Raw genomic sequence first — 19,826 nt, forward strand, 5'->3', positions numbered from 1 at the left:
ATGATCCCCAGACGCGGCCTTCTGATCATTCTCAGCTCTCCCTCCGGTGCGGGCAAATCCACGCTGGCGCGACGGTTGCGCGACTGGGACCCCGAGATAGAGTTTTCTGTCTCGGCCACTACGCGGGCACCGCGCCCGGGCGAACAGGACGGCCGCGAGTACCATTTTGTCTCCGAGGCTGCCTTCAAGACCCAGGTGGCGGACGAAGGCATGCTGGAGCACGCCCATGTGTTCGGTAATTTCTACGGCTCGCCCCGCGCGCCCGTGCAGGCGGCGATCGATGCCGGACGGGATGTGCTGTTTGATATCGACTGGCAGGGCGCGCAGCAGATCACCAATTCGGTGCTGGGTGCGCATACGCTGTCGATCTTTCTGTTGCCGCCGTCCATCACAGAGCTGCGCAACCGGCTGGAAAAGCGCGGTCAGGACGACGCCGCGACTATCGCGCGCCGCATGGAAAAGAGCTGGGACGAGATCAGTCACTGGGGCAGCTACGACTATGTTCTGGTCAACGACGATCTGGACGCCACAGAAGACCGCCTGAAAACAATCATCGCCGCAACCCGTCTGCGGCGCAGCCAGCAGCCGGGACTGACAGATCATGTCCGTGCGCTGCAGTCAGAGTTTGAGGATCTGTCATGACGCTTTTTGCTCTGGGAGCCCATCAACCCGTTCTGCACGAAGACACCTGGGTGGCCCATGATGCCAATCTGATCGGTCAGGTGATCCTGGAGGAGGCCGCATCTGTCTGGTTCGGCACCACGATCCGCGCCGATCACGAGGAGATCCGTGTCGGTCGGGGTTCAAATGTTCAGGAAAACTGTGTGTTTCATGTCGACGATGGCTATCCGCTGAGCATCGGCGAGAACTGCACAATCGGCCACAAGGTTATGCTGCACGGCTGTACCATCGGAAAAAATTCACTGATCGGCATGGGCGCCACTGTGCTGAACGGCGCAAAAATCGGCGACAACTGTCTGATCGGGGCAGGGGCCCTGATCACCGAAAACAAGGTCATTCCGGATGGCAGCCTCGTCATGGGCGCACCGGGCAAAGTCGTCCGCGCGCTTGATGCGGCGGCCATTGCCGGGCTGACCGCCTCGGCACAACACTACCAGCAAAACATGCGCCGGTTCCGGGGGGAACTGCGTGCCATCGGAGACTGACATGAAAAACGAAAAAGGGTCGCTGATGCGCCCCGATGCGCTGCCTGCTTCTGCATCACGCCCGGTTGTCACACCACTGAGCCCTTCTGTGGTCTATGCCTCGGACACGCCGGACATGCTGGATCAGCAGTACGAGGGCGGTCTGCAGGGCTACACCTATTCGCGCGAGGGTCACCCGAATGCTGATGTGGTCGCGAAACGTCTCGACCGGATGGAGAATGCACCAAACCCCGGTGTTGTCACCTCCTCTGGCATGGCGGCGGTCTCTGCGGTTCTGCTGGGTCTGACACAGGCAGGCGATCATGTGATCGGCGGTAACCAGCTTTATGGACGCTCGCTGCGCATAATGTCAGAGGACCTGCCGCGTCTGGGCGTCACGACATCTATGGTGGATCCAGGTGATATTGCAGCCATGCGAGCCGCCCTGCGCCCCGAAACACGGATGATCCTGGTCGAGGTCGTCTCGAACCCAACCCTGCGGGTGGCCGACATCCGCGCGCTGGCGGCTCTGGCTCAGGAAACGGGTGTACTGCTGGTGGTCGACAACACCTTTACGACCCCCCGCGCGTTCCGGCCTTTTGACCATGGCGCAGATATCGTGCTCCATTCGGTCACCAAACTGCTGGCTGGGCATTCTGACGTGATGCTTGGCTATGTCACGGCGAAAGATCCCGGCCTGAATGACCGGCTGCGCGTTTTCACCGTTACGGCAGGTATGTCGCCCAGCCCCTTTGACTGCTGGCTGGCGGAACGGGGCATGTTGTCTTTTGAGCTGCGATACGACCGCGCCGAAGCGACAGCGGCGGTCCTTGCCGATCATCTTGCGGGTCTGACAGGCGTGACACGGGTTCTTTATCCCGGACGGGCGGATCACCCGGACCGGGCTTTGCTGGATGACCTGCTGGGCGGACGTTTCTGCAATATGGTCAGTTTCGAGATCAGCGGGGGACGTGCTGAGGCGAACGCGCTGACCCGCGCCGCAGACGGGTTGTCCTTTGCGCCGACGCTGGGCGATGTGGGCACGACGATATCGCATCCGGCATCCTCCTCGCACCGGGCGCTGACAGCCGGCCGCAGGGCGGAGCTGGGCATGTCCGAAGGGTTTTTCCGGATTTCCGTCGGGCTTGAGGACCCGGAAACGCTCTGTGCTGTCTTTGAAAACGCGGTTGCCGCCGCGCATTCCGGCTGAGGGAGCGGGCAGGCAGATGAACGACGCGGCGCGCCAGAGCCTCGATGTCATTCCCATGCCTGCGCTGGCAATCGACGGTTCACAGCGCATTGTCGCGGCCAATGACGCCGCGCGCAGCCTGGTGGGCAAGGGGATCGAAGACCGCAACTTTATCACCATGCTGCGCCAGCCCGCGCTGATCGACGCGGTCGAGGGCACGCTGTCCGACAGCCAGCCGCGCGTCGCCACCTGGCTGTCCAACGACGGCGTTCGGGACATGACCTTTGAGGTGACCGCGCGGGTCAACACGCACCTGCGTCTGATTGTGCTGTGTTTCCGGGACATCACCCATCTGGAACAGGCCGGTCAGATGCGCCGGGATTTCGTGGCCAACGTCAGCCATGAGCTGCGCACACCGCTGACTGCGCTGATGGGGTTTATCGAGACCCTGCGCGGACCTGCGCGCAATGACGAAGCCGCCCGTGACAGGTTTCTCGACATCATGGAGGGCGAGGCAGGGCGGATGAACCGTCTGGTCGGCGATCTGCTGTCACTCAGCCGGGTAGAGGACGAGGAACGCGTCAAACCGCGCGACCAGGTCAACCTGAATGACCTGATGAGCAGTGTTCTGCGCACCCTGACGCCAATGGCACAGGAGGCGGGTGCAGCACTCAGGGCCGATCTGCCGGAACCGGCAGTAGTGCTGACAGGCGATCCCGATCAGCTGATGCAGGTGTTTACCAACCTGATTGAGAACGCGATCAAATATGGCAGTTCGGGCGGGCTGATTTCGGTGCATATCCGGCCACCAGAGCGCGACCCGTCACTGCGTGCCATGGGCGTCAGGGTCGATGTGACTGACCGCGGGCCTGGCATAGACGCGATACACCTGCCACGGCTGACAGAGCGTTTTTACAGGGCGGACAGTCACCGCAGCCGCGCGCTCGGTGGCACGGGCCTGGGCCTGGCAATTGTAAAGCATATCATCAACCGGCACAGGGGACGGCTGCGCGTCGAAAGCGTGCCGGGGCAGGGGTCGCAGTTCACCGTGATTCTCCCCCTCAACCCGGATCCCACACAGGGCTGACCCTGCGGAAACCGCCTGTTTTCTCGCTATTGGTGTAAGGAATCGATGAATTTCCTGTCGCCACCGGGCTTGTCATAAAACTGTTACGCAACTGTCACAAAAGCATTGCTCAGGGCGCTTACCTCCCTCTCACAGGGTCGCCAATGGGGGTGATCGTATTCGCGAAACCATGACAGGAGACACTATGTCATTCGTCAAACTGACAACTTCCGCGCTGGCACTTGCTGCGCTGTCCGCAACCACCGCCGCTGCCCGCGACCAGGTACAGGTTGCAGGCTCTTCGACAGTGCTGCCCTATGCCTCGATCGTGGCCGAAGCTTTTGGTGAGAACTTTGACTTCCCGACACCGGTTGTTGAATCCGGCGGCTCCTCTGCGGGCCTCAAGCGGTTCTGCCAGGGTGTTGGAACAGAGCACACAGATATCGCCAACGCGTCCCGCGCCATCCGTGAAAAAGAGATCAAAGCCTGTGCCGACAACGGCGTAACCGACATTATCGAAGTGCGCATCGGCTATGATGGCATCGTTTTTGCCAGCCAGATTGATGGCCCGGCCTACACTGCCTTCAGCCAGGCCGACATCTTTAACGCTCTGGCACCAAAGGTGATGGTCGATGGTGCGCTCGTCGACAACCCGCACACAAAGTGGTCTGACTTTAACAGCGATCTGCCGGACGCAGAGATCCTGGCCTTTATTCCGGGCACCAAGCACGGCACGCGCGAAGTCTTTGAAGAAAAGGTGATGGTCGCAGGCTGCGAGGCCACCGGCGCACATGACGCCATGATCGCGGCTGGCATGTCCGAAGATGACGCGGAGGATGCGTGCCTCGAGGTGCGCACTGATGGCCGCTCCGTTGATATCGACGGTGATTACACAGAAACACTCGCCTCAATCGACGCCAACACAAACGCCATCGGTGTCTTTGGCCTGGCGTTCTATGAGAACAATACCGACAGCCTCAAAGTGGCGACAATGGCCGGTATCGAGCCGACCACAGAAAGCATCGCGGCCGGCGAATATCCGGTTTCCCGTCCACTGTTCTTCTACATCAAAAAGGCGCACATCGGCGTCATCCCTGGCCTGAAAGAATTTGCTGAATTCTTTGTGGCCGATGAGATCGCAGGCCCGGACGGCCCGCTGGCACAATACGGCCTCGTGTCCGACCCCGAGCTTGCCGCCACACAGGAAGCCGTGTTCGACGAGCAGGTCATGGGCGGCGGCAGCTGATCCGGTTTCTGCAAACCACATGACAAACGCAGCGGGCGGTATAGACCACCGCCCGCTGCAATCGACGAGGGGCCCTGAACGGTCCCATTCAGCTTTCCCGGGGGATGCATGCCTTTACTCTGGCTTTCCGTTCTGATCGTTGCGCTGTCGGCTGCGGGTTTTATACTGGCGCGCCAGCGTGCCCTGGCAAGCGCCGGTGGAGACACCCGGCAGCTGCATTCGCTGCCCGTGTACTATGGCTCCAACGCCTTTATGAAATCCGTCTTTCCCGCCTTTGGGCTGATGTTCCTGTGGCTGCTGGCCCAGCCTCTGGTGCTGGACAACCGGGTCGCCGGAATGATCCCGGAAACTGAGATCTCCGAAGGCTCGAACATGGGCCTTGTGATGTCAGAGGTGCGCCGCACTGCCGACGGGCTGGAACGCGCTGTTGCCTCCGGTGCGATGGACGAAGGCATTGCGACAGATGGCAATGCGGATACCGCCGCGATCACAAAGCAGCTGAAAGATGCCGGGCAGGTGGTCACCGCTGATATCTCCCGCCCGGTTCTGAATGCAGCCCAGGCCTACCGTGGCATGAGCGCTGTATCCAACATCGCGATGAGCATCGTTGTTTTTCTTGTGGCGGTCGCCGGTGCCGCCTGGGGTGTGATGGAAAGCGGGCGGGATTTCCGCGCGCGCAACGTGGTTGAACAGGGCATTCTGGCCATTCTGATCGCCGCTGCCTCGGTCGCCATTCTGACAACTATCGGGATCATCCTGTCGCTCATTTTCAACACTGTTGAGTTCTTCCGGCTGTATCCGGCAGCAGATTTTTTCACCCTGCTGGAATGGGCGCCGAGCTTTTCCGGACGGGGCGGCGCTTCCAGCCTGGGGATCCTGCCGCTGCTCTGGGGCACGATCTACATCTCAATCGTGGCACTTCTGGTTGCCGTGCCCATCGGTCTTTTCTCGGCCGTTTATCTGTCCGAATACGCCAGCCCGCGCGTACGCGGTATTGCCAAACCGCTTCTGGAAATCCTCGCCGGGATCCCGACCATCGTCTACGGCCTATTTGCCCTGCTGACCATCGGCCCCATGCTCATGAGTGTTTTTGGCAGTGACGGCGCTGGCTGGATGGGTGGCGGGCGATCGGTGATGACTGCGGGTATCGCGATGGGCATCATGCTGATCCCCTTTGTCAGTTCACTTTCCGACGATATCATCAACGCGGTACCACAATCCCTGCGGGACGGCTCATACGGGCTGGGTGCGACGCGCTCGGAAACCATCCGCCAGGTCGTTCTGCCTGCCGCTCTGCCGGGCATCGTGGGGGCCATCCTGCTGGCCGCCAGCCGGGCCATTGGCGAGACGATGATCGTGGTACTGGGGGCAGGGGCGGCCGCCCGGCTGTCGCTCAACCCCTTTGAGGCGATGACAACCGTGACAGCGAAAATCGTCTCACAGCTGACGGGTGACAGTGATTTTGCCTCACCCGAGGCGCTTGTGGCCTTTGCCCTGGGGATCACACTCTTTGTGCTCACCCTCTGCCTGAACATCTTTGCTCTGTACATCGTACGCAAATACAGGGAGCAGTACGAATGACCGACGCCAGCCTTCCCGCAAACCCAGCTGCACCGGAAACCAGAAAATCGGTTTCCCTAGTGGCTCCGGACGCCCGCACACAGAAACGCAAAGCCGCGGAAGCCCGGTTCCGGATGTATGGTATCGCCGGGATCGCGACCGGCATCTTCTTTCTGGTTGTCCTGCTGAGCACCATCGTGGCCAGTGGCACCGGTGCGTTTCAGCAGACCTTTATCAATGTGTCTGTCTACCTTGACCCGGCAAAGCTGGACAAAAAAGGCAACCGCGACCCCGAGGACATTAAAAAGGTTTCGACCTTTGGCTACACGCCGCTGATCCAGCAGGCCCTGTTCGACGTCGTCGAGACGAACAACCTGGAAACGCCGCTCGCCAAACGCGGGGATATGAAGGCGCTGATCTCGGCTTCTGCAGCGGCACAGCTCCGCGATGTTGTGCTGGAAAACCCCGGGTTGATCGGCGAAACGGTGGATTTCCGGATCCTGGCGTCCAGCCGTGTCGACGGATATCTCAAAGACCGGGTCAAACGCGAAGATGTCGTGCGCGACAAGAACATCGACGCAGAACACCTTGATCTTATTGATCTCCTAGTCCCGCTGGGCATCGTTGAAAAGACCTTTAACATGGACTTTGTCACCGGTGCCGATGCCTCTGAAAGCAGGCCCGAGGCCGCAGGGATCGGTGTGGCGATGGCCGGGTCATTCTTTATGATGCTGGTGGTTCTTGTGCTGTCCCTGCCCATTGGTGTAGCAGCCTCGATCTATCTTGAGGAGTTCGCCCCCAAGAACCGCTGGACGGACCTGATCGAGGTCAATATCGCAAATCTGGCGGCGGTGCCCTCCATCGTCTTTGGTATTCTGGGTCTGGCTGTGTTCATCCAGTTCATGCATCTGCCACAGTCTGCGCCGCTTGTGGGCGGTCTGGTGCTGACGCTGATGACTTTGCCCACGATCATCATTTCGACCCGTGCTTCGCTCAAGGCTGTGCCGCCGTCGATCCGCGATGCCGCCCTTGGGGTCGGGGCCTCAAAAATGCAGGCGGTGTTCCACCATGTGCTGCCCCTGGCCGCACCCGGCATTCTGACCGGCACCATCATTGGTCTGGCCCAGGCGCTGGGGGAAACAGCGCCGCTGCTGCTGATCGGCATGGTGGGCTTTATCGCATCCAACGCGCCCGATGGTATCGCCAGCGGTCTGCTGGACCCGAACTCGGCGATGCCCGCGCAGATTTACGAATGGGCCAAACGCGCCGACCCGGCCTTTTATGAACGCGCCTGGGGCGGGATTATCATCCTGCTCGTATTCCTGATAACCATGAACACCATTGCCGTCATCCTGCGCCGCCGTTTTGAGCGCCGCTGGTAAGACAGGAGCCCGACAATGAACGATATGAGAATACTGGAGAGAACTGTGGACACCAACGAGGTCAAAATCGTCGCAAAGGGCGTCCAGGTCTTTTACGGCGACAACCACGCAATCAAGGATGTGGATGTAGATATTCAGGACCGCACAGTGACCGCCTTTATCGGGCCCTCAGGCTGCGGCAAGTCCACTTTTCTGCGCTGCCTGAACCGGATGAACGACACCATTGATGTGGCCCGTGTCGAGGGGGATATCCGCATTGACGGCGAAGACATCTATGACAAGCGCGTCGACCCTGTTCAGCTGCGCGCCAAGGTCGGTATGGTGTTTCAGAAGCCAAACCCTTTTCCCAAATCCATCTATGACAATGTGGCTTACGGCCCCCGCATTCACGGTCTGGCCCGCAGCAAGGCCGATCTGGACAACATCGTCGAGGAAGCCCTGAGGCGCGCGGCGATCTGGGATGAGGTCAAGGACCGTCTCAGCGCGCCGGGCACGGGTCTTTCCGGCGGGCAACAGCAGCGTCTGTGCATTGCGCGCGCAGTGGCGACGGAGCCAGAGGTTCTGCTGATGGACGAGCCGTGCTCGGCTCTCGACCCGATTGCAACCGCCCAGGTCGAGGAGCTGATCGACGAACTGCGCCAGAACTATTCTGTGGTCATTGTGACCCATTCGATGCAGCAGGCCGCCCGTGTCAGTCAGCGCACTGCGTTCTTTCACCTGGGCAATCTTGTGGAATACGGCGAAACGAGCCAGATTTTTACCAACCCGCAGGACACCCGCACGGAAAGCTACATCACAGGCCGGATCGGATAAAATTATGCAGGACCAACACATTGCTTCGGTCTTTGACCGCGATCTCGAAGCCATCCAGGCACAGATCATGAAAATGGGCGGGCTTGTCGAAGCCGCCATCCGGGAAAGCGCACAGTCTCTGGACACGCGCGATGAAGAGCTCGCCGAAAAGGTGCGCAAAGCCGACCGTACCATTGATGAGCTTGAAGAAGTGATCAACGGTGAGGCCGCGCGGGTGATCGCGCTGCGTGCGCCGATCGCCAGTGACCTGCGGCTGATCCTGAGTGTGATCAAGATCAGCGCCAATCTGGAGCGCATCGGTGACTATGCCAAGAACATGGCCAAACGCACCGGCGTCCTGGCCCAGATGGCGCCCGTCGATGACAGCACGGGGGCGCTGCGCCGCATGGCGCGTGAGGTGGAGAAGATGCTCAAGGATGCGCTGGACGCCTATGTGCAGCGTGACGCAGAGCTGGCCACCAGCGTAATCCTGCAGGACCGCGACGTGGACCAGATGTATAACGCGCTGTTCCGGGAGCTTCTGACCTTTATGATGGAAGACCCGCGTAACATCACCGCCTGCATGCACCTGCATTTCATTGCCAAAAACGTCGAGCGTATGGGCGATCATGTGACCTCTATCGCCGAACAGGTTGTCTATCTGGTCACCGGTGAGCACCCCGAAGACGCGCGCCCCAAGGCCGATAAGACGTCCGTCACAGTAGAAGGATAATCTCCATGTCTGCCGATCAGCCACGGGTTCTGGTTGTTGAAGATGAGCCGGCACAGCGTGAGGTTCTGGCCTATAACCTGGAGGCCGAAGGCTTTGCCGTCACCAGGGCCGAGGACGGTGAAGAAGCACTGATGCTCATTGACGAGCATGCGCCGGATGTCATCGTTCTGGACTGGATGATGCCAAATCTGTCCGGCATCGAAGTGTGCCGCCGCCTGAAAATCCGCACCGAAACACGCAGAATTCCCGTCATCATGCTCTCTGCCCGTTCAGAAGAAGTAGACCGCGTGAGAGGTCTGGAAACCGGCGCGGATGACTACGTGATCAAGCCCTATTCCGTGCTGGAACTGATGGCGCGTGTACGCAGCCAGCTGCGCCGGGTGCGCCCGGCCGCGACGGGCGAGCGGCTTGAGTATGAGGATATTGTTCTGGACGCAACGAGCCATCGGGTGAACCGGGCAGATCAGGAGCTGCGACTGGGGCCCACAGAGTTTCGGCTGTTGTCGACGTTCATGGAGAAACCCGGACGGGTTTTTTCGCGCGAGCAGCTTCTGGACAGGGTCTGGGGCAGGGACATTTATGTAGACACGCGTACGGTCGATGTGCACATCGGCCGCCTGCGCAAGGCACTGACACAGCATGGCGGATCAGATCCGCTGCGCACGGTACGCGGTGCCGGCTACTCGCTTGGCTGATCAGGCCGCCGGGCGCAGCCCCAGAATAGCGCGGGCCTGAGCGGGCGTTGCAACAGGCCGCTCGTACTTCTCGCACAGATCAGCAGCCCTTTTGATGAGTGCCGCATTTGACGGCGCCAGAGTATCCCGGTCCAGACGGACGTTGTCCTCCAGCCCCGCGCGTGTATGTCCGCCGGCGGCAATGGCCCATTCGTTGACCTCGATCTGGGCGGGTCCGATCCCGGCAGCACACCAGGCCGCGTCCGGTGCGCGGTTGCGGATCGTCTGCACATAGAAATCAAAGACTTCCCTGTCCGCCGGCATGGCGTTTTTGACACCCATAACGAACTGAACATAAAGACGCCCGAACAGCATGCCCTGTTTGTGCATGCGGATGGCGTGCAGGACGTGGCTGAGATCAAAAGCCTCGATCTCCGGGACAACCTCGTGTGTCTGCATTTCCGATGACAGCCAGGCCACGAGATCAGGCGGGTTCTCATAAACCCGCGAGGGGAAATTGTTTGATCCCACCGAAAGCGACGCCATGTCAGGACGCAGGGGCAACATGCCGCCGCGCTCGCGACCGGCACCGGACCGGCCACCGGTGGAAAACTGAATGATCATGCCCGGACAGTGTTTTTCGACGCCTTCTTTCAGCGCGGCAAACTTCCCGGGGTCGGAGGAGGGCGTTTCATCAGCGTTACGGACATGGGCATGACAGATCGAAGCGCCGGCCTCAAACGCCTCATGCGTGCTTTCAACCTGTTCAGAGATGGTCACCGGAACAGCCGGGTTCGCAGCCTTGGTGGGCACACTGCCGGTGATCGCAACACACAGAATACAGGGGTCAGACATACCTCTTCCTTTCGTGCCTTTGCGCCACACAGTCGGACGCTTCCGAAGCATTCCCGCAGGATACAGGCAAACAGGCGCGTCGGCCTGGCGCTCAGCTTACCTGCGGCCTACCGGGCTGTGCAACCCTCGCCAATCGGTCGGCAAGGTACGATCACACAACAATCCGCCCGGTGTTGCAGGATCATTTCCATTGCGGTGGCAATCAGGGCAGGGGGCAAAAAAACAGTTGAAACCTGAAACTTTCCGGCGTTTAAGCCCCATAAACATGTAGCGCCTAAAGTGCGCGGATTATCCAGTGAATGAAGAGAAAGTTATGAGCAGCGCCAACCTCGCACCTATTCCGGAACTTTACGTCTCCTACGATTCCGCCCAGAAACTGAAAACTGAAGCAGGGGATCTGGTCAGCCACGACCTGACACCACGTCAGATCTGTGACCTGGAGCTTTTGATGAACGGCGGTTTCAACCCGCTGCGCGGGTTCCTGTCAGAGGCAGATTACAACAGCGTCGTCGACACCATGCGCCTGACAGATGGCGCGCTCTGGCCGATGCCCATCACACTGGATGTCAGCGAGGATTTCGCCGCTGGTCTGGAAATCGGACAGGACATTGCTCTGCGTGATCAGGAAGGTGTCATTCTCGCTACCATGACGGTCACAGACCGCTGGTCACCGGACAAATCGCACGAAGCTGAAAAGGTATTCGGTGCGGATGATGATGCACATCCCGCTGTGAACTATCTGCACAACACCGCGGGTGCCGTTTACCTCGGCGGCCCGATTACCGGTATCCAGCAACCCGTTCACTATGACTTTAAGGCGCGTCGCGACACGCCGAATGAACTGCGGGCCTATTTCCGCAAGCTTGGCTGGCGCAAGATCGTGGCGTTCCAGACACGTAACCCATTGCACCGCGCGCATCAGGAGCTGACATTCCGCGCCGCGCGCGAGGCCCAGGCGAACCTGCTCATTCACCCGGTCGTCGGTATGACCAAACCAGGTGACGTGGATCACTTCACACGGGTACGCTGCTACGAGGCGGTGCTGGACAAATACCCGGCTGCAACAACCTCGATGTCATTGCTGAACCTTGCCATGCGGATGGCCGGACCCCGCGAAGCCGTCTGGCACGGTCTGATCCGGAAAAACCACGGTTGTACACACTTTATTGTGGGTCGCGATCACGCAGGGCCCGGCAAGAATTCGGCCGGAGACGACTTTTACGGACCCTATGATGCGCAGGAAATGTTCCGCGCGCATCAGGAAGAAATGGGCATCGAAATGGTCGATTTCAAACATATGGTCTGGGTACAGGAACGTGCCCAGTACGAACCGATGGATGAAATCAAAGACAAAGACAATGTCACCATCCTGAATATCTCAGGCACCGAACTGCGGCGCCGGCTGCAGGAAGGGCTGGAAATCCCGGAGTGGTTCTCTTTCCCGGAAGTCGTAACGGAGCTCCGGCGCACACGTCCGCCGCGCAGTCAGCAGGGTTTCACGGTATTGTTCACCGGTTTTTCAGGCTCCGGCAAATCGACGATCGCGAATGCTCTGATGGTCAAGCTGATGGAAATGGGCGGGCGCCCGGTAACGCTGCTGGATGGGGATATTGTGCGCAAGAACCTCAGCTCCGAGCTGGGCTTCTCGAAAGAGCACCGTGATCTGAACATCCGTCGTATCGGATATGTCGCCTCAGAGATCACCAAGAACGGCGGCATCGCGATCTGTGCACCGATTGCGCCATATGCCACGACACGCCGTGCCGTGCGGGAAGACGTCGAACAGTTCGGTGCCTTTGTCGAGGTTCATGTCGCAACCTCGATCGAGGAATGCGAACGCCGTGACCGCAAGGGGCTCTATAAGCTTGCGCGCGAAGGCAAGATCAAAGAGTTCACAGGCATCTCGGATCCTTACGACGTGCCAGAGAACCCGGAGCTTAGTGTCGAAACAGAGAATGTTGATGTCGATAACTGCGCGCATCAGGTGCTGCTCAAACTGGAGAGCATGGGGCTGATTTCATCGATGGGCGGGTTCTGAAGCAACCAGCCGTGTAAACAAGGGTTTGTGCCGCATTCAGGCACGACCATTTTATTTACATAATACTGATTATACAAATCGATACTGTAACCACAGGGTCGCGCTGGAGGTCTTTCTGGCGCGCCTGTGGACGCCCTTCTGGACAGATGCGCTCACTCCTGTCTATGCACAGGCAACAACAGTCAGTGAGTACGCTATGACATCTGTCCTGATCCTGAACGGTCCGAACCTCAACCTGCTGGGTACCCGTCAGCCCGAAGTCTACGGCAGAACCACGCTCGACGATATTGAGGCTATGTGCAGCGACCATGGACAGGCCATTGAAATGTCTGTCGAATTTGCACAGTCCAACATCGAAGGTGAGCTGGTTAATCACATCCATGCAGCGCGCAACCGGCATGCAGGCATCATCCTGAACGCGGGTGCCTATACGCATACGTCAATCGCACTGATGGACGCCCTCGCCTCGGTTGAACTGCCTGCGATTGAGCTGCATCTCAGCAATGTGCATGCCCGCGAAGATTTCAGGCACAAATCCTACATCGCCAGGGTTGCGACGGGACTGATCTGTGGTTTCGGGGCCAAAGGATATGTGCTTGCGATGGACGCGCTGAAAGATCACCTTTCAGATTAATTACGCACGATAACCACATGTTTATAATAAAAAAAGCGGCACCAAAAAAAGCGCCGCTTTTAACATTCTGAGAGCTGCACTCAGACTCAACCTTTGACGGCTTTCGCAACTTCCGCAGCGAAGTCCTCTTTGACGACCTCAATGCCTTCGCCCACTTCCAGACGAACGAAACCTGTAATGGTCGCGCCGGCTTCTTTAGCCGCATCACCAACGGTCAGGTCTGGGTTCACCACGAACGCCTGGTTTACCAGCGTGACTTCGGACATGTATTTCTTCATCCGGCCGATGATCATTTTCTCAATGACCTGCTCGGGCTTGCCGCTTTCGCGCGCAATGTCGATCTGGACCTGCTTTTCCTTCTCGACCACTGCCGGGTCAAGATCGTCTTCGGACAGCGACGCAGGGTTCACAGCCGCAATGTGCATTGCAACCTGTTTGCCAAATGCTTCGTCACCACCGTTCAGGCCAACCAGAACGCCGATTTTCCCCATGCCCGGTGCCGCAGCATTGTGCACATAGGACACAACGGTTTCGGCATCGATTGTGGACATGCGGCGCACCGACATATTCTCGCCGATCACGGCAACCGCGTCTGTCACGGTCTGCTCAACTGTTTTGCCGTCCAGATCAGCCGCCTTGAGCGCGTCTACGTCGGACGCACCCAGAGCAACAGTCGCAATACCGGCAACCATTTTCTGGAAGTCAGCGTTCTTGCCAACGAAGTCTGTTTCCGAGTTTACCTCAACAGCGACACCGTGGCCACCGCTGACCTGAACAGCCACAAGACCTTCGGCTGCTGTACGTCCGGATTTTTTCGCCGCTTTGGCCAGACCTTTGGTGCGCAGCCAGTCGATTGCTGCTTCCATGTCACCATCGTTCTCTGTCAGCGCTTTTTTCGCGTCCATCATGCCTGCGCCGGTGCTGTCGCGCAGTTCTTTGACCATAGATGCTGTAATCGCCATCTCAGGTTCTCCTTTAAACTGATAGGTTCCGGGGCAGGTGATCCCTGCCCCGTGTGTCATGCCTGTGACAGTGCCGGGCCTCAGGCCTCGGCAGGTGTCTCGGCTGCAGCTTCTGCCGGTGCTTCCTCGGCGACGGCTTCTTCCACGGGCGCTTCTTCCATCGCACCGAGGTCAACGCCTGCGGCACCCAGCTGCGCGGACATACCGTCAAGAGCGGCGCGCGCCGCCAGATCGCAGTACAGCGAAATTGCACGGGCCGCGTCGTCGTTACCCGGGATGATATAGTCGATGCCATCGGGCGGGCAGTTTGTGTCGACGACCGCAACAACCGGAATACCCAGCTTGTTGGCTTCGGCCACGGCCAGCGCCTCTTTTTTCACGTCGATGACGAAAATCAGGTCGGGGCGACCGCCCATTTCACGAATACCGCCCAGCGATGCCTGCAGTTTGCCCTGGTCACGCTCCATGCCAAGACGCTCTTTCTTGGTCAGGCCGGCAAAGCCGTTTTCGGCCTGCTCGTCGATCCCTTTGAGGCGGTTGATCGACTGGGATACGGTCTGCCAGTTGGTCAGTGTGCCACCCAGCCAGCGGTGGTTCATGTAATATTGTGCGCATTTCTCTGCGGCATCTGCTATCGGCTGCTGAGCCTGACGCTTGGTGCCAACGAAAAGAATGCTGCCGCCTTTGGCGACGGTTTCACGGATAACATTCAGTGCCGCGTCCAGCATGGGAACGGTCTGTGTCAGGTCCATGATGTGGATGCCGTTGCGCGCGCCGTAGATGAACGGACCCATACGAGGGTTCCAGCGCTGCGTCTGGTGGCCGAAGTGAACGCCTGCTTCAAGCAGCTGGCGCATGGTGAACTCTGGAAGAGCCATGTGCGTATACCTTTCCGGTTTAATCCTCGGCGGGGGCATGACAGTTTTCTGCCAACCGGCGGACCTCTGGGGATTTCTCCCCCATCGGCCCAACCCCGCCTGCGGGTTTCAGTGCGCGTCGTATAGGCCAGCCCGGCGCGTACTGCAAGAGCTCTTTGGTAACGGCGCGCAGCCTGCTCTTGCCATGCAGCGAGCCAGCCTATTAGGATACCGGCAGCGAAGGATCCCACAGAGGATCCGACACAGAAAACCGGGAGTAATTATGAAAATTTCAATGCAGGCGGCTCTGGTGGCCGCAACGCTCGCCCTGCCCTCTGCGGCGCTGGCGCAGGTGCTGTCTCTGGCACCTGCCGACCCACAGCCAAAGGCAGGTTCCCTGCAGGCCGGACTGGCGGTGCAATATGCCTACCCCGGCGATGTCAGAACGGTCCGGGACGCCAAGCGGGCCCTTAACAACCGCACCGAACAGGGGCCGCCCCTGCGCGGTCTGTCCTATGACGACACCAGCGAGGGGGATCCGACCCTGACCGCCAAAAAGCCAATGAAAGTCGCGGCGGCTATCAGTGGATATATAAAATTCGATGCGGCAGGTACCTACACGCTGGATTTTCTGAATAACGACGGGCTGGAACTGATGATCGGTGGTCAGCTGGTCGCAGACTATGACGAAGTCCATTCCTGCGGATACGCCGGAGAACTGGAAGTCGAAGTGCCAAAGGCCGGGTACTACGCTCTTGAAGCCACATATTTCCAGCGCAAAGGGACGGCGTGCCTGATGATGGAGTGGGGTCCGGACAGCGACGGGCTGGAACAAACGCCGGACAGCGCATTTTTTCACTGACTCTGCAACGGTAAGACGACGCGGCGCTCAGTGCTTGTGCGCGCCGCGTACGGCGTGCTCGCACGCCGTCGCCAGTGCTTTGCGGTCAGGATAGGCGCGCACCTGCAGCGGGGCGTGACAGATGATCTGAACCGCTCCACCGGCGCCATGCGCCAGAATGTTCAGAAAGTGTGCACCGAAGGTCATATCACCCCACCAGGCGTAAAACCGGGCCTCCTGCCCTTTGGGCGCCATGTAGACGACGGTCACCGGCTGGACTTCGAGGTGATCGCGCAGATCATCCGCAAAGAACGCTGAAAAAAGGCTCGATTTAAACGGCAGTACCCGCTGGCCATCGCTGCTTGTGCCTTCGGGAAAGAACAACAGACGGTGCCCCGCTGCGAGCCTGTCGCGAAAAACTTCAGCCTGGCGTGCGGCCTGCGTGCGGTTTCGCTCGATAAACACGGTGCCTGTTGCACGCGCCAGCCAGCCGATACCGGGCCAGGCGGCAACCTCGGCCTTGGACACAAAGTAAATGCGCTTCACCGCGTTCAGTACAAAAATATCCAGCCAGCTGGAATGGTTTGTGACCACAGCCCCCTGCCCGTGCACCACACTGCCGGATACAGTCAGCCGGATGCCCATCAGGCGCAGCGCATTCCGGCAGACAAAGACGGTGATCCAGGGTGTTACAGGCCGCCCCGCGCCGAAAACCGGGCGCTCGGCGAGGCGCAGAACCAGCGTCAGAAAAAGCCCCCCCGTCACAAGACCCAGCAGAGGCACTCCCCGGAGCACAATCCGGACCCAGCCCGCGAGGCCGGGCGTTGGAATTTCCGGCGGCGGGGCTTTCCCGTACCAGGTGGGCGTCATGCGTCCGCACCCTGATAAAGCCTGGCCTGCCGTTCATTCATGCTTGCTGTGTCCAGGATCAGGCAGACGTCTGTTGTGTTAAAGGCATGATCAATAAAGGCCCCCTCACCCACAAAACCGCCCAACCGCAGGTAGGCTTTGATCAGAGACGGAACTTTGACCATTGCACGCCGCCGGTCCAGCGCATCCTCTTCGATCAGATCCATGCGCTGGAACGCACCCGGCTGGGCTCTGACACGCAGGTTTTCCGGCGCCAGATGCCGGTGGTGCAACAAAGACAGCGGCTCTGCCAGCTCCTCCACATCTGTGCCATGAAAGCTCGCGACACCGAACAAAACCTCAATGTCATGCGCGCGGATGTATTTCGCAAGACCGGTCCACAGATGATACATCGCCATGCCACCGCGGTAATTGGGATGCAGACAGGACCGGCCCAGCTCCAGCACGCGCCTGCCCGAGCCCAGCAACCGCGACAGATCATATTCTTCTTCGCTGTAGAACTGACCGGCGGATCTGGCCTGATCGGCGCGCATCACCCGATAGACACCAACAACCTCGTTGCGGGTATGGTCGGTCAGTACGAGATGGTCGAAAAACGGATCAAAGCGGTCCCGCTCCAGCTCTGCCGCGTGATCAACAAGATCTCCGCCGCCTCCGAGCTCCTGCACGAACACTCTGTAGCGCAGACGCTGAGCCGCCTCCAGGTCCTGCTGTGTGGTTGCAAGCCGGACTGAAAATCGGGGAGCTGCATGTCCGGTCATCGGCGCGTTAACATCCTGGGACAGAGGGTCATTGGAAATTCCATAAGGAATTCAGACCTGCTGCGCAACGTGACAGGAAAGCACGGGTTTACAAACACCGGGCGTGCGTTAACCTTTTGGAAAGGATGTTCAGCCATCAAAGACAGGGATCAGAGCAATACGGGCACTATCGATGACGATCTTTCCAACATCCCTGAAATTTACGGTGACACGGCCTCCGATGTTACTTTGCACCTGCCCGGTGCCCCAGTCAGGACAGTCGGGATGACGCACAAGCATTCCAGGCGACAAAATTGCGTTCAGATCTTCCATGGCACCTCAGTCCTACAGGAGACGACAGATGGGCAAAAATGATGTAAATTTGGCCGCCCTTATCGGCAGCCGCATCTGCCACGACCTGATATCGCCAATCGGCGCAATCAACAACGGTCTGGAACTGCTGGGCATGGCAGGCGGCGAGACAGGCCCGGAAATGGATCTGATCCAGGAAAGCGTCGGCAATGCCAGCGCGCGTATCCGGTTTTTCAGGATCGCTTTTGGCGCCGCCGGAGAACAGATGATGGGTCGTGCGGAAATCGTATCTATCCTGCGCGATCTGATGGAGGGCGCGCGGCTTAATGTCGCCTGGGGTCCGATGGACGCACAGCCCCGCGCCGAGGTTCGCATGGCATTTCTGGCGCTGCTCTGTGTGGAAGCGGCCATGCCCTATGGCGGACGCGTGGAAATCAGCGTTGAGGGCAGCAACTGGCTGTTGCATGGACGCGCAGACAAGCTCAACATAGATGCCCCGCTCTGGGATGTACTCGCCACTCAGGACGCACCGGCAGACCTGCGCCCGGCGCAGGTTCAGTTTGCGCTTCTGCCGCTGGTCGCAGCCGATGCAGGACGCAAGGTCAGCTCGGAGATCGGGAGCGAGGACATCAGGCTGCGCTTCTGAACCACAGTGGTCAGCTGCGCACCGTGCCCTGCCCTTTCACGATGTATTTAAAGCTGGTCAGCTGAGCAGCGCCAACAGGACCGCGCGCGTGCATTTTGCCCGTCGCGATGCCAATTTCCGCACCCATCCCAAACTCGCCACCGTCCGCAAACTGGGTCGAGGCGTTGTGCATCAGAATGGCCGAGTCCAGTTCGTTCAGGAACCGTGTCGCGGTGGCCTCATCCTCGGTCAGAATACAGTCCGTGTGGCTCGATCCAAACCTGCGGATGTGATCCATCGCCTCATCAACACCGCTGACTGCGCGCGCGGCAATAATCATGTCCAGGTATTCCTGCCCCCAGTCACTGTCCGCGGCAGCAACCGTGCCTTCTATGGATTGCAGCGTTTCGTCTGCACGTACCTCAACTCCCGCGTCCATCAGCGCCTGCAACAGACCACGTCCCATCGTCAGGGCGACATCCTTGTGGATCAGAAGACACTCTGCCGCACCGCATATACCCGTCCGCCGGGTCTTGGCATTCAGCACAACGCGCAGCACTTTTTCGGGGTCAGCAGCCGCATCAACATAGATGTGAACAATACCCTCAAGATGCGCAAAGACCGGCACGCGGGCTTCGCGCTGCACAAGGCCCACCAGGCCCTTGCCACCGCGCGGCACGATCACATCGATGGTGTCCGTCATGGTCAGCATTTCACTGACGGCGGCACGGTCCCGGGTCGGTACCAGCTGAATAGCATCCTCTGGCAGTCCGGCATCACGCAAGCCCCCGACCAGGCAGCTGTGCAACAAAGCGGAGGAATGAAAGCTTTCCGATCCCCCCCGCAGAATGACTGCATTCCCCGCTTTCAGACACAGCGCACCAGCGTCAGCCGTCACGTTGGGACGGCTTTCATAGATGACACCGATCACACCCAGCGGCGTACGGACGCGCTGGATATGCAGCCCGCTGGGCTGGGTCCAGTCTGCAATCACCTCGCCCACCGGGTCGTTCTGTGACGCGACAGCGCGCAGGCCCCTGGCAATTGACGCGATACGGTCTTCTGTCAGTCTGAGCCGGTCCATCATGGCATCCGTCAGACCCTTTTCACGGCCAAAGGACATATCGCGTTCGTTGGCTTCCAGAATATCGGCGGTCCGTACCATTACATGATCTGCCGCCGCTTCGAGGGCGCGGCGGCGTTGCTCTGCCGGGGCAGAGGCGAGTGTTGCGGCGGCAGTGTGCGCGCGCGCACCGATATCGGCCATCAGGGCGGGTATGTTATCCATGTCTTTCATCTTGCTCA

At 59.5% G+C, this 19,826-nt stretch carries 21 protein-coding genes; 14 read left to right on the forward strand and 7 right to left on the reverse strand.

The window, feature by feature from the left end; genetic code table 11:
* The 10 genes from gmk (at window position 1) to phoB (ending at window position 9,808) form a co-directional block, all read left to right on the forward strand.
* Window positions 1-642, forward strand: coding sequence for a guanylate kinase (gene gmk, locus Q1A34_RS02405; RefSeq protein WP_300030228.1), 642 nt, complete (start codon window positions 1-3; stop codon window positions 640-642).
* Window positions 639-1,166 carry a gamma carbonic anhydrase family protein gene (locus Q1A34_RS02410; RefSeq protein ID WP_300030231.1) on the forward strand — a complete coding sequence of 176 codons (528 nt, stop codon included), beginning with the start codon at window positions 639-641 and terminating at the stop codon, window positions 1,164-1,166. The genes gmk and Q1A34_RS02410 overlap by 4 nt, the downstream gene beginning before the upstream one ends.
* Window position 1,167: 1 nt before the next feature.
* The gene (locus Q1A34_RS02415; protein WP_300030234.1) at window positions 1,168-2,355 is read left to right on the forward strand and encodes an aminotransferase class I/II-fold pyridoxal phosphate-dependent enzyme; all 1,188 of its coding nucleotides are present in this window, start codon (window positions 1,168-1,170) and stop codon (window positions 2,353-2,355) included.
* A 16-nt stretch (window positions 2,356-2,371) separates the two neighbouring features.
* The gene (locus Q1A34_RS02420; protein ID WP_300030237.1) at window positions 2,372-3,421 is read left to right on the forward strand and encodes an ATP-binding protein; all 1,050 of its coding nucleotides are present in this window, start codon (window positions 2,372-2,374) and stop codon (window positions 3,419-3,421) included.
* Window positions 3,422-3,605: 184 nt separating this feature from the next.
* Window positions 3,606-4,646, forward strand: coding sequence for a substrate-binding domain-containing protein (locus Q1A34_RS02425; RefSeq protein WP_300030240.1), 1,041 nt, complete (start codon window positions 3,606-3,608; stop codon window positions 4,644-4,646).
* A 108-nt stretch (window positions 4,647-4,754) separates the two neighbouring features.
* Window positions 4,755-6,227, forward strand: a complete 1,473-nt coding sequence (gene pstC, locus Q1A34_RS02430; RefSeq protein WP_300030243.1) for a phosphate ABC transporter permease subunit PstC — start codon at window positions 4,755-4,757, stop codon at window positions 6,225-6,227.
* Window positions 6,224-7,588 (forward strand): phosphate ABC transporter permease PstA, encoded by a 1,365-nt coding sequence (gene pstA / locus Q1A34_RS02435; RefSeq protein WP_300030246.1) that lies wholly within the window; start codon window positions 6,224-6,226, stop codon window positions 7,586-7,588. Before pstC ends, pstA begins: the two co-directional genes overlap by 4 nt.
* A 15-nt stretch (window positions 7,589-7,603) precedes the next feature.
* Entirely contained in the window at window positions 7,604-8,401 is a 798-nt protein-coding gene (gene pstB, locus Q1A34_RS02440) for a phosphate ABC transporter ATP-binding protein PstB (protein ID WP_300030249.1), read from the forward strand.
* 4 nt (window positions 8,402-8,405) lie between these two features.
* Window positions 8,406-9,113 (forward strand): phosphate signaling complex protein PhoU, encoded by a 708-nt coding sequence (gene phoU / locus Q1A34_RS02445; protein WP_300030251.1) that lies wholly within the window; start codon window positions 8,406-8,408, stop codon window positions 9,111-9,113.
* Between the two features lie 5 nt (window positions 9,114-9,118).
* Window positions 9,119-9,808 (forward strand): phosphate regulon transcriptional regulator PhoB, encoded by a 690-nt coding sequence (gene phoB / locus Q1A34_RS02450; protein WP_300030254.1) that lies wholly within the window; start codon window positions 9,119-9,121, stop codon window positions 9,806-9,808.
* Here phoB and Q1A34_RS02455 read toward each other — a convergent pair whose 3' ends face one another.
* Window positions 9,809-10,642: a 3-keto-5-aminohexanoate cleavage protein gene (locus Q1A34_RS02455; RefSeq protein ID WP_300030257.1), complete on the reverse strand. Its 834-nt coding sequence runs from the start codon at window positions 10,640-10,642 to the stop codon at window positions 9,809-9,811.
* A 313-nt stretch (window positions 10,643-10,955) separates the two neighbouring features.
* On the opposite strand from Q1A34_RS02455, the gene Q1A34_RS02460 reads away from it, so the two are divergent.
* Both Q1A34_RS02460 and aroQ read left to right on the forward strand, forming a co-directional pair.
* Window positions 10,956-12,680, forward strand: coding sequence for a bifunctional sulfate adenylyltransferase/adenylylsulfate kinase (locus Q1A34_RS02460; protein WP_300030260.1), 1,725 nt, complete (start codon window positions 10,956-10,958; stop codon window positions 12,678-12,680).
* A 196-nt stretch (window positions 12,681-12,876) separates the two neighbouring features.
* On the forward strand, window positions 12,877-13,314 hold the full coding sequence (aroQ, locus tag Q1A34_RS02465) for a type II 3-dehydroquinate dehydratase (RefSeq protein ID WP_300030263.1): 438 nt from the start codon (window positions 12,877-12,879) through the stop codon (window positions 13,312-13,314).
* Window positions 13,315-13,400: 86 nt separating this feature from the next.
* Here aroQ and tsf read toward each other — a convergent pair whose 3' ends face one another.
* On the reverse strand, window positions 13,401-14,276 hold the full coding sequence (gene tsf, locus Q1A34_RS02470; RefSeq protein ID WP_300030266.1) for a translation elongation factor Ts: 876 nt from the start codon (window positions 14,274-14,276) through the stop codon (window positions 13,401-13,403).
* A gap of 80 nt (window positions 14,277-14,356) precedes the next feature.
* Window positions 14,357-15,154, reverse strand: a complete 798-nt coding sequence (rpsB, locus tag Q1A34_RS02475; protein ID WP_300030269.1) for a 30S ribosomal protein S2 — start codon at window positions 15,152-15,154, stop codon at window positions 14,357-14,359.
* 262 nt (window positions 15,155-15,416) lie between these two features.
* Here rpsB and Q1A34_RS02480 point away from each other — a divergent pair, with 262 nt between their 5' ends.
* Window positions 15,417-15,995, forward strand: a complete 579-nt coding sequence (locus Q1A34_RS02480) for a PA14 domain-containing protein (protein ID WP_300030271.1) — start codon at window positions 15,417-15,419, stop codon at window positions 15,993-15,995.
* Window positions 15,996-16,022: 27 nt separating this feature from the next.
* Here the strand turns inward: Q1A34_RS02480 and Q1A34_RS02485 are convergent, their stop codons facing one another.
* The 3 genes from Q1A34_RS02485 to Q1A34_RS02495 all read right to left on the reverse strand — a co-directional run bounded on the left by Q1A34_RS02485 (window position 16,023) and on the right by Q1A34_RS02495 (window position 17,917).
* Entirely contained in the window at window positions 16,023-16,844 is an 822-nt protein-coding gene (locus Q1A34_RS02485; RefSeq protein ID WP_300030274.1) for a 1-acyl-sn-glycerol-3-phosphate acyltransferase, read from the reverse strand.
* The gene (locus Q1A34_RS02490) at window positions 16,841-17,605 is read right to left on the reverse strand and encodes a GNAT family N-acyltransferase (RefSeq protein ID WP_300030277.1); all 765 of its coding nucleotides are present in this window, start codon (window positions 17,603-17,605) and stop codon (window positions 16,841-16,843) included. The genes Q1A34_RS02485 and Q1A34_RS02490 overlap by 4 nt, the downstream gene beginning before the upstream one ends.
* Before the next feature lie 129 nt (window positions 17,606-17,734).
* Complete coding sequence (locus tag Q1A34_RS02495; protein ID WP_300030280.1) at window positions 17,735-17,917, reverse strand: DUF3553 domain-containing protein; 183 nt, start codon at window positions 17,915-17,917, stop codon at window positions 17,735-17,737.
* 28 nt (window positions 17,918-17,945) lie between these two features.
* Between Q1A34_RS02495 and Q1A34_RS02500 the strand changes: the two genes are divergently transcribed.
* Window positions 17,946-18,542 carry a histidine phosphotransferase family protein gene (locus Q1A34_RS02500; RefSeq protein ID WP_300030283.1) on the forward strand — a complete coding sequence of 199 codons (597 nt, stop codon included), beginning with the start codon at window positions 17,946-17,948 and terminating at the stop codon, window positions 18,540-18,542.
* Between the two features lie 10 nt (window positions 18,543-18,552).
* Here Q1A34_RS02500 and Q1A34_RS02505 read toward each other — a convergent pair whose 3' ends face one another.
* On the reverse strand, window positions 18,553-19,818 hold the full coding sequence (locus tag Q1A34_RS02505) for a glutamate-5-semialdehyde dehydrogenase (protein WP_300030286.1): 1,266 nt from the start codon (window positions 19,816-19,818) through the stop codon (window positions 18,553-18,555).
* Window positions 19,819-19,826: the final 8 nt, after the last annotated feature.

The organism is uncultured Roseobacter sp., from assembly GCF_947491795.1.
In the GTDB taxonomy this organism is placed as follows: Bacteria; Pseudomonadota; Alphaproteobacteria; order Rhodobacterales; family Rhodobacteraceae; genus Roseobacter.

Coding starts and splice junctions, on each gene's coding strand:
- Q1A34_RS02455 (WP_300030257.1), bottom strand. CDS start 10,642: ATGTCTGACCCCTGTATTCTGTGTGTTGCGATCACCGGCAGTGTGCCC.
- Q1A34_RS02410 (WP_300030231.1), top strand. CDS start 639: ATGACGCTTTTTGCTCTGGGAGCCCATCAACCCGTTCTGCACGAAGAC.
- phoU (WP_300030251.1), top strand. CDS start 8,406: ATGCAGGACCAACACATTGCTTCGGTCTTTGACCGCGATCTCGAAGCC.
- Q1A34_RS02500 (WP_300030283.1), top strand. CDS start 17,946: ATGGGCAAAAATGATGTAAATTTGGCCGCCCTTATCGGCAGCCGCATC.
- Q1A34_RS02495 (WP_300030280.1), bottom strand. CDS start 17,917: ATGGAAGATCTGAACGCAATTTTGTCGCCTGGAATGCTTGTGCGTCAT.
- Q1A34_RS02420 (WP_300030237.1), top strand. CDS start 2,372: ATGAACGACGCGGCGCGCCAGAGCCTCGATGTCATTCCCATGCCTGCG.
- pstB (WP_300030249.1), top strand. CDS start 7,604: ATGAACGATATGAGAATACTGGAGAGAACTGTGGACACCAACGAGGTC.
- Q1A34_RS02460 (WP_300030260.1), top strand. CDS start 10,956: ATGAGCAGCGCCAACCTCGCACCTATTCCGGAACTTTACGTCTCCTAC.
- phoB (WP_300030254.1), top strand. CDS start 9,119: ATGTCTGCCGATCAGCCACGGGTTCTGGTTGTTGAAGATGAGCCGGCA.
- pstC (WP_300030243.1), top strand. CDS start 4,755: ATGCCTTTACTCTGGCTTTCCGTTCTGATCGTTGCGCTGTCGGCTGCG.
- pstA (WP_300030246.1), top strand. CDS start 6,224: ATGACCGACGCCAGCCTTCCCGCAAACCCAGCTGCACCGGAAACCAGA.
- Q1A34_RS02425 (WP_300030240.1), top strand. CDS start 3,606: ATGTCATTCGTCAAACTGACAACTTCCGCGCTGGCACTTGCTGCGCTG.
- aroQ (WP_300030263.1), top strand. CDS start 12,877: ATGACATCTGTCCTGATCCTGAACGGTCCGAACCTCAACCTGCTGGGT.
- Q1A34_RS02480 (WP_300030271.1), top strand. CDS start 15,417: ATGAAAATTTCAATGCAGGCGGCTCTGGTGGCCGCAACGCTCGCCCTG.
- Q1A34_RS02415 (WP_300030234.1), top strand. CDS start 1,168: ATGAAAAACGAAAAAGGGTCGCTGATGCGCCCCGATGCGCTGCCTGCT.
- rpsB (WP_300030269.1), bottom strand. CDS start 15,154: ATGGCTCTTCCAGAGTTCACCATGCGCCAGCTGCTTGAAGCAGGCGTT.
- gmk (WP_300030228.1), top strand. CDS start 1: ATGATCCCCAGACGCGGCCTTCTGATCATTCTCAGCTCTCCCTCCGGT.
- tsf (WP_300030266.1), bottom strand. CDS start 14,276: ATGGCGATTACAGCATCTATGGTCAAAGAACTGCGCGACAGCACCGGC.
- Q1A34_RS02505 (WP_300030286.1), bottom strand. CDS start 19,818: ATGAAAGACATGGATAACATACCCGCCCTGATGGCCGATATCGGTGCG.
- Q1A34_RS02485 (WP_300030274.1), bottom strand. CDS start 16,844: ATGACGCCCACCTGGTACGGGAAAGCCCCGCCGCCGGAAATTCCAACG.
- Q1A34_RS02490 (WP_300030277.1), bottom strand. CDS start 17,605: ATGACCGGACATGCAGCTCCCCGATTTTCAGTCCGGCTTGCAACCACA.